This is a genomic window from Rhizobium sp. PEPV16, assembly GCF_008919455.1.
Taxonomy (GTDB): Bacteria; Pseudomonadota; Alphaproteobacteria; order Rhizobiales; family Rhizobiaceae; genus Rhizobium; species Rhizobium leguminosarum_Q.
The window spans coordinates 1-7,786 of sequence record NZ_VSZV01000157.1; the positions used below are offsets into that span (position 1 = coordinate 1).

The 7,786-nt window shown below is 61.0% G+C and carries 8 protein-coding genes; all 8 read right to left on the reverse strand.

Annotated features, from left to right (window positions below; genetic code table 11):
* Positions 1-323: 323 nt before the first annotated feature.
* The 8 genes from rseP to FY112_RS03285 all read right to left on the reverse strand — a co-directional run bounded on the left by rseP (position 324) and on the right by FY112_RS03285 (position 7,752).
* Complete coding sequence (gene rseP / locus FY112_RS03250) at positions 324-1,457, reverse strand: RIP metalloprotease RseP (RefSeq protein ID WP_151517670.1); 1,134 nt, start codon at positions 1,455-1,457, stop codon at positions 324-326.
* A gap of 28 nt (positions 1,458-1,485) precedes the next feature.
* Positions 1,486-2,316 carry a phosphatidate cytidylyltransferase gene (locus tag FY112_RS03255; protein WP_077981111.1) on the reverse strand — a complete coding sequence of 277 codons (831 nt, stop codon included), beginning with the start codon at positions 2,314-2,316 and terminating at the stop codon, positions 1,486-1,488.
* Complete coding sequence (locus tag FY112_RS03260; RefSeq protein WP_017960280.1) at positions 2,316-3,059, reverse strand: isoprenyl transferase; 744 nt, start codon at positions 3,057-3,059, stop codon at positions 2,316-2,318. The genes FY112_RS03255 and FY112_RS03260 overlap by 1 nt, the downstream gene beginning before the upstream one ends.
* 37 nt (positions 3,060-3,096) lie before the next feature.
* Positions 3,097-3,657 carry a ribosome recycling factor gene (gene frr / locus FY112_RS03265; RefSeq protein ID WP_018241888.1) on the reverse strand — a complete coding sequence of 187 codons (561 nt, stop codon included), beginning with the start codon at positions 3,655-3,657 and terminating at the stop codon, positions 3,097-3,099.
* A gap of 52 nt (positions 3,658-3,709) precedes the next feature.
* Positions 3,710-4,432, reverse strand: a complete 723-nt coding sequence (gene pyrH, locus FY112_RS03270; protein ID WP_003539289.1) for a UMP kinase — start codon at positions 4,430-4,432, stop codon at positions 3,710-3,712.
* Positions 4,433-4,528: 96 nt separating this feature from the next.
* Entirely contained in the window at positions 4,529-5,455 is a 927-nt protein-coding gene (gene tsf / locus FY112_RS03275; RefSeq protein WP_017960278.1) for a translation elongation factor Ts, read from the reverse strand.
* Between the two features lie 241 nt (positions 5,456-5,696).
* Positions 5,697-6,464 carry a 30S ribosomal protein S2 gene (gene rpsB, locus FY112_RS03280; protein ID WP_003539287.1) on the reverse strand — a complete coding sequence of 256 codons (768 nt, stop codon included), beginning with the start codon at positions 6,462-6,464 and terminating at the stop codon, positions 5,697-5,699.
* A 181-nt stretch (positions 6,465-6,645) separates the two neighbouring features.
* Positions 6,646-7,752 carry a substrate-binding domain-containing protein gene (locus FY112_RS03285; RefSeq protein ID WP_017960277.1) on the reverse strand — a complete coding sequence of 369 codons (1,107 nt, stop codon included), beginning with the start codon at positions 7,750-7,752 and terminating at the stop codon, positions 6,646-6,648.
* Between the last annotated feature and the right edge of the window lie 34 nt (positions 7,753-7,786).

Here is a 7,786-nt window from a genome sequence, read left to right on the forward strand (position 1 = left end):
GGATGACCGCGGCCTCAGCGGCCGTAGCGGAAACGAACGTCACAGCACCTGCGCCCGAAGCAACAACACTAGCAGACAGCGCAACCGCCGATACTGCGTTCAAAAACTTTGAACCAGCCTTCATTTCACCCATTACCTTTTGTTTCCCTCGTCCCCGGCTCCAGGAAAACCCGATTCCGGTCACGTGTGTCGTTTTACCCGCTTTTGACATACAAGCAAGGCAGGTCGTTAATTTCTGTTTACTTCATTTGCAAGCGTGACCCATTCGCCACTACAGCCTTGAAACATCGTAAATAAATAGTAATTAGCCTCGCCTTGCTCGTTTACCCTCTCAACGAGCCAATGTCGTTCCAGGTCGTGAAAACCATCAATGTCAGTATCATCGCCAGGCCGATGCGAAATGCAATTTCCTGGGCCGAAGAGCCGAGCGGTTTCCCCCTCACCGCTTCCACCGCATAGAACATCAGGTGGCCGCCATCAAGTACCGGAACCGGCATCAGGTTAAGCAATCCTATCGAAACAGAAAGCACCGCCGCAAGCTGCAACACTGCGCCTATTCCAAGCGACGCCATCTGGCCCGAAGCTTGCGCCACGCGGATCGGTCCGCCCAATTGATCGGCGCGCATCGTTCCGCTGAAGATGTTGCCGATATATTTGAAGGTGCCGGTGACAATGTCGCGGGTCTCGATCACGGCCTCGCGTAGCGACTGCAGCGGCGTATAGGTCTTCAGGCGGAAGTTGCCGGCCTCCCGGCTGGTGACGATGCCGATCTGGCCGAGCTCGACCTTGTTGCCGAACTGGTCGGTCGTGTCGACACGTTGCGGCACCAACGGCACATCGAGCTTCTGGCCGGCTCGCTCGATCGTCACGACGATCTTCTGGCTCGGGCGGATGCCGACATAGCGGCGCACGTCGTCGAAGGTCTCGACCTTGCCGCCGTCGATGGCGACCAGCAGATCGCCTGGAAGGATGCCGGCGGCAGCGGCAGCGCCGTCGGGCTTGACCTCGGCAACGACAGGATCGGCGATCGTGCGGCCATAGACCGAGAAAAGAATGGTGAAGATTGCGATCGCCAGCAGAAAATTGGCGATCGGGCCAGCCGCGACGGTTGCAGCGCGTTTCCACAGCTTGGCGCCGGCAAAGGAGCGCGCCCTGTCCTCCTCGGACATGGCGGCGATCTTGTCGGTGTCGGGCTTGCTCGAGGCATCCTCGTCGCCGAAGAACCGGACGTAGCCGCCAAGCGGGATCACCGAAATCTTCCAGCGCGTTCCGTGGCGGTCGGTGAATCCGAAGATCTCCGGACCGAAGCCGACGGAAAAGGCAAGGATGCGAATGCCGCTCCAGCGCCCGACGAGGTAATGGCCCATCTCATGCACAAAGACGAGCAGTGACAGCACGAGGATGAAGGTAAGGATGTTCCCCATCAGAAATGCGTATATGCCGCTCATCGTTTCCATGAGTCCTTTCCGTCAGACTGCCGTGTTGTCAGAGCCCGAACAATGCCGCGCCAAGCGACGTCATTCCAGCCCCCTTTATCAGGGAAAAAACCCCAGCAAGCAAGAACGCCGAAAAACAGGCGAAAATCAGTCCGTCGACACGGTCCATGACGCCGCCATGGCCCGGAATGAGACGGCTCGAATCCTTGACGCCGAATTTTCGCTTGATGAACGATTCGAAAAGATCGCCCACCTGGCTGCAAACCGAGAGAACGAACGCCACGCCGGCGGCGACGATTTCAGCGCCCGGAAGCAGAAAATGGATGAGAAGGACGCCGGCTACGACCGCCGAAATAGCGCCGCCGATTGCACCCGACCAGGTCTTTCCGGGCGAGATCGAAGGGGCAAGCTTAGGCCCGCCAAGCGCCCTGCCGACGAAATAGGCAAGGATATCCGTTGCCCAGACGACGGCAAAGACGAAGAGCATGGCGTAAAGGCCAGGCCGGTCATCGCTTCTGATCGCGGCAAGCGCCAGGCCGGTGGCGCCGGCATAAAACAGGCCCACTGGCAACCAGCGGCTCGTGCCCTGCAGGATGATCAGGGCGATGCCGACGGCGGTGACGCCGGCCAGCATACCGACGGCGAATTCGAAATTGCCGACAAGCACAAGGAAGGCAATCGCCGCCTCGCCGATCCAGCCGACGGCATTGGCGACCCAATCGCGCGCGATGCCGGTCATTTTCGACCATTCATAGTAGATCAGCAGGCCGATCACGACTGCCAGCACACGAAAGGCAAGGGCGCCATACCAGGTAGCGGCAAGAACGATGGCCGCAAGAATCAGTCCTGAAACGATGCGGAGCTTCAGTTCCTGCTGCATCAGGTGCCGACCGCGGCCGCCTGCGACGACAGGCCGCCGAAGCGCCGGTCACGAGAGGCGAATGTCTCGAGCGCCGAGCGGAAGATCTCGGAGCTGAAATCCGGCCAATATTCCGGAAGGAAGATAAATTCCGAATAGGCGGCCTGCCAGAGAAGGAAGTTGGAAAGCCGCTCTTCGCCGCTGGTGCGGATAATGAGATCCGGATCGGGAATGCCGGCCGTGTCAAGACGGGCGTTGATCAGCGCCGGTGTAATATCCTGCGCTCTCAGCCGGCCGGCCTCGACGTCGCGGGCGAGACTGACGACGGCGCGGGCGATCTCGTCGCGCGAACCATAGTTGAAGGCGATGACGAGCGTCAGTGACGTGTTGTCCTTGGTCGTCTCCTCCGCCTCCAGCAAGAGGCCCAGAATGTCGCTGCGCAGGCTGTGGCGGTCGCCGATCACCTTGATCCGCACGTTCTGGCGATGGAGTTCGGCGAGGTCGCGCCGGATGAAAGCCTTGAGCAGGCCGAGCAGATCGGAGACCTCGGCTTCGGGCCGGCGCCAGTTCTCCGAGGAGAAGGCAAAGAGGGTCAGATATTTTATGCCGGCCGCACCGGCGGCGCGGACTGTCTCGCGCACCGCCTCAACGCCCTTGCGATGGCCCATCGTGCGCGGCAGGCCACGCTGCTTGGCCCAACGGCCATTGCCATCCATGATGATGGCAACATGCTCTGGCACAGTCACAAATACAGATTCCGACATTTCCCGTCCGGTCTTTCCAGGCAAAGGCACAGATCCACTAGACCTGCATGATTTCCTTTTCCTTCTCGCCAAGCAAGCGGTCGATTTCGGAAATCGTCTCGTCCGTCATCTTCTGTACACGTTCCGACTGCGCCCGGCTCTCGTCCTGGCCGATTACGCCGTCTTTTTCGGCTTTCTTAAGGCCGTCCATGCCGTCGCGGCGGACATGGCGAATCGCCACCTTGCTCTTTTCGGCATAGTCGTGGGCCACCTTGACGAGCGACTTGCGGCGCTCCTCGTTCAGCTCCGGCAGCGGAATGCGCAAGTTCTGGCCATCGACGATCGGGTTGAGGCCGAGATTGGATTCGCGAATGCCGCGCTCGACGGCGCTGACCATCGACTTGTCCCAGACGGAAACCGACAGCATGCGCGGCTCGGGCACGGTGATGTTGGCGACCTGGTTCAGCGGCATGCGCGAACCATAGGCCTCGATCGTCACCGGGTCGAGGATGTTGGCCGAAGCACGGCCGGTGCGCAGCGATGCGATGTCGCTCTTGAATGCGGAAATCGCACCGTCCATGCGGCGTTTCAGTTCCTTAATGTCGATACCTTCACTCATATGGATGCTCCCGTCTGGCGAGGGCTGCGCCGAAACCGCGGCGCAGCTTATATCAGTTGTCGGAGACGATGGTCTTGAGACCACCGCCCGTCAAGATTTCAGCAAAACCACCCTTCTCGTGGATCGAGAAGACGATGATCGGAATGGAATTCTCCCTGGCGAGCGCCACGGCGGCAACGTCCATCACCGCAAGCCCCCTGTCCAGCACTTCCTGGTGCGTCAGCCGGTCGAGGCGGGTCGCATCGGGATATTTCTTCGGGTCGGCGGTATAGATGCCGTCCACCTGGGTGCCCTTGAAGATCGCTTCCGCACCCATTTCGGCCGCACGAAGTGCTGCGGCGGAATCGGTGGTGAAAAAGGGGTTGCCGGTGCCGCCGGCAAAGATCACCACGCGTCCCATCGACAGATGATAAAGGGTTGCGCGCTGCGAAAAGCTCTCGCAGATCTCGGGCATGGAGATGGCCGAAAGCACCACCGTATCGATGTTCAGCTTGCGCAGCGAGGTTGCCAGCGCCAGCGCATTGATTATCGTGCCGAGCATGCCCATATGGTCGCCAGTCACCCGGTCGCCGCCCTTGGACGCTACCGCGACACCGCGGAAGATATTGCCGCCACCGACGACGACGCCGACTTCCACGCCCATATGCCGTGCCTCGGCGATGTCGGATGCAATGCGGTCCGCCACCGTCACATCGATCCCGAAACCCTGGCCACCCATGAGCGCTTCGCCGGAAGCCTTGAGTAGAACACGTTTATAGACAGGCTCTAAAGACATCTTGGCTCCTCGTAAATTGCCGTGAATGCCCGATACACGAAGGGCACCGCGTTGTCACGCGATGCCCTTCGTGTTTTCCCAATTATGGCTGGAAGATCAACCCTTGACGGCAGCAGCGACTTCGGCCGCGAAGTCGGATTCTTCCTTCTCGACGCCTTCGCCGAGCAGCAGACGGGCCATGCCGGCAACCTCGATCGGCGCGCCGACGGCCTTTTCAGCTTCCTTGATGGCGGCTGCGACCGTCAGATCCGGATTGATGACGAAAGCCTGCGAGAGAAGGGCGACTTCCTCGAAGAACTTGCGCATGCGGCCGTCGACCATCTTCTCGATGATATTGTCCGGCTTGCCGGAAGCGCGCGACTGCTCGATGAAGACGTTGCGCTCGCGCTCGGCGACGGCGGCATCGACTTCTTCCGGGCGGATCGCCAGCGGCGCAGTGGCGGCGATGTGCATGGCAACCTGACGGCCGATGGCGTTCAGGGCTTCCTTGTCGCCGGTAGACTTCAGCGCAACGAGAACGCCGAGCTTGCCGAGGCCGTCGGAAACAGCATTGTGGATATAGGTGGCGACGACGCCGTCCTCGACCGAGAGAGCAACCGAACGGCGCAGGTTCATGTTCTCGCCGATCGTTGCGATCGCATCCTTGATCGTGTCGGACACGGACTTGCCGGATGCCGGGTAGATCGCAGCGGCAACGGCATCGACAGTGCCGTCGGTGGATACGGCGACCTTGGCGATGCCGCGAACGAGTTCCTGGAAGGCATCGTTACGGGCAACGAAGTCGGTTTCGGAATTGACTTCGACGACGACGGCCTTGGTGCCCTGGCTCGAAACGCCGATGAGGCCTTCGGCAGCAGTGCGGCCGGACTTCTTGTCGGCCTTGGCGATGCCCTTGGCACGCAACCAGTCGATCGCCGCTTCCATGTCGCCACCGGTTTCAGCAAGAGCCTTCTTGCAGTCCATCATGCCTGCGCCGGTCTTTTCGCGCAGTTCCTTCACCATTGCAGCCGTAATCTCGCTCATTAGCTTCCTCTTGTCGGTTCATACGGTGGGCCGTAAAGCGCGGCTCGGCACCGGATTGAGGCACGAAATGTACCTGTATGTATGACAGCGTGATGAAGACGCGCCATAACGAAACTTATCGGGCGGAGAGCCTGACGCCCTCCCCTTGAAACAGGCAAGGCCGCCGAACTTCGATGAGTCGCGAGCGGCCTTTCCCAGTCTCTGCAAGCATTGGCGGACCTTTTCGATCCGCCCGCTTTCATCAGCCTTCGGCTGCTTCCTCGAGAGCCGGCTCGACCGGAACTTCGGAGGATGCGCCGAGATCGCGGCCGGAAGAGCCCTGCTGGCGTGCGATGCCGTCGATGGCGGCGCGGGAGATCAGCTCGCAGTAAAGAGCGATCGCCCGCGATGCGTCGTCGTTACCCGGGATCGGATAGTCGATCAGGTCCGGATCGCAGTTCGAATCGATGATGGCGACAACCGGGATGCCGAGGCGCTTGGCTTCGTCGATCGCGATCTTTTCCTTGTTGGTGTCGATGATGAACATCAGGTCGGGCGTGCCGCCCATGTCGCGGATACCGCCGAGGGCCTTGTCCAGCTTTTCGCGTTCGCGCTCGAGGTTCAGGCGTTCCTTCTTGGTGAAGCCCTGGGCTTCGCCGTTCAGGATCTCGTCGAGCTTGCGCAGACGCTGGATCGAGTTGGAGATCGTCTTCCAGTTCGTCATCATGCCGCCGAGCCAGCGCGAGTTGACGTAGTACTGGGCCGAGCGCTTGGCGCTGTCGGCAATGATCTCAGACGCCTGGCGCTTGGTGCCGACGAAGAGAACGCGGCCGCCGCGGGCAACGGTGTCGCTGACGACCTGAAGGGCGCGCGACAGCATCGGAACGGTCTGGGCCAGATCGATGATGTGAATGTTGTTGCGATCGCCGAAGATATACGGCTTCATCTTCGGGTTCCAGCGATGAGTCTGGTGGCCGAAGTGGACGCCTGCCTCAAGAAGCTGGCGCATAGAAAAATCAGGCAATGCCATGCCTTGTTACTCCTTTTCCGGTTGAACCTCCGCAAGGCGAACAGCACCCTCTTCGAGGATGCCACCGGGCGGAACAGCCCGGATTTCTCCCGGACGATCCCATGCCTTACGTGTGGAATGCCGGTGCCCATACATTCGATTTGGCGCAAAAGCAAGGCTTATGCCGAAAAAACCTGGCGGCTCAGCTTGCCAGTGTCGGCAGCAGCGACAGCATAACGCCTGCATCCGGCATCGGCAGGATGGCATCGACCTCGGCCGGCAGCAGGGTGCCGATCGCACTGTCGGCGTTGCCGGTGGCGGTCCCCAGCGGACCGCGGAAGCCGTGTCTCGTCCAGGCGAGTTCCTGGAGCTTCGGGCTCACCAGCGCTTCGATCAGCCGGTTGGCGTTCTCGTCGACGACGATCAGCGGATGCGCCGAATAGACGGTCGGGCGCGGATAGAGCACCACCGGCTTTGCGCCGGCACTCGCCTTGATGCGGTCCCAGCGTGCGGGATCGGCGAGGATCCATTCGACCAACTGGTTCTCATAGCCGACGATCATCGGCTCGCCGCCGAGGCCGCCTGCGAGATACTGGTCGAAAAGTTTGCCTGACGACGGCGACTTGAAGCCCATGTTGCGGAAGATCGCCTGCACCTTGCCGCCGAAGGTGGCGAGATCGCCTGAAGTCGCGACATTGCCGCTGAAAAGGCTGAGCACCAGGCCTGCGAACATGAAGCCGGAATTGGAGCGGTTGGGATCGGTCGAGACGATGCGGGCACGGCCGTAGAGCGAATTGACGCCGAGCTTCGACCAGTCGGACCCGGCAAGGATCGCATCCAGCAAAGCCTTGAGGTCGAGCTGATGATGGCCTTCGTTCGTCACCGTCACCAATCCCGCTTTCATCAGTCCATCGACGACGGGCTGCCAGGAATAGACGACGATCGGCGTGTTCAGCACGACGCGGTCGTTGCGGATGGAAATGCCGTTCTGCCTGGCGATATCGACCATGATCGAGGAGGACGGCCAGAGGAATTGCGGATGCTGCGACAGCAGCGCCTGTTCGCGGACCATCTCGACGGAGCCGGCGACACGGCTGCCCACCGTCAATCCGTATCCGCCGAGCGCCTTGATGACGTCGGGATCGGCCAGGAAGGCCTCCTTCTCGCCGCCGACGAAGCCGAACAGCGTCGTGCGGCTGCCGAGCAGGCCCTGCAATTCCGGCCGATCACGGACGGCGAAATAACCGCCGGTGCCGACGACGCCGGCTCCGAGCAGTCCCACTCCAAAGGCGCGACGAGAAAGGGCCATCAGCGTCCGATATCCTCTTTGAGCGATGCCTGGA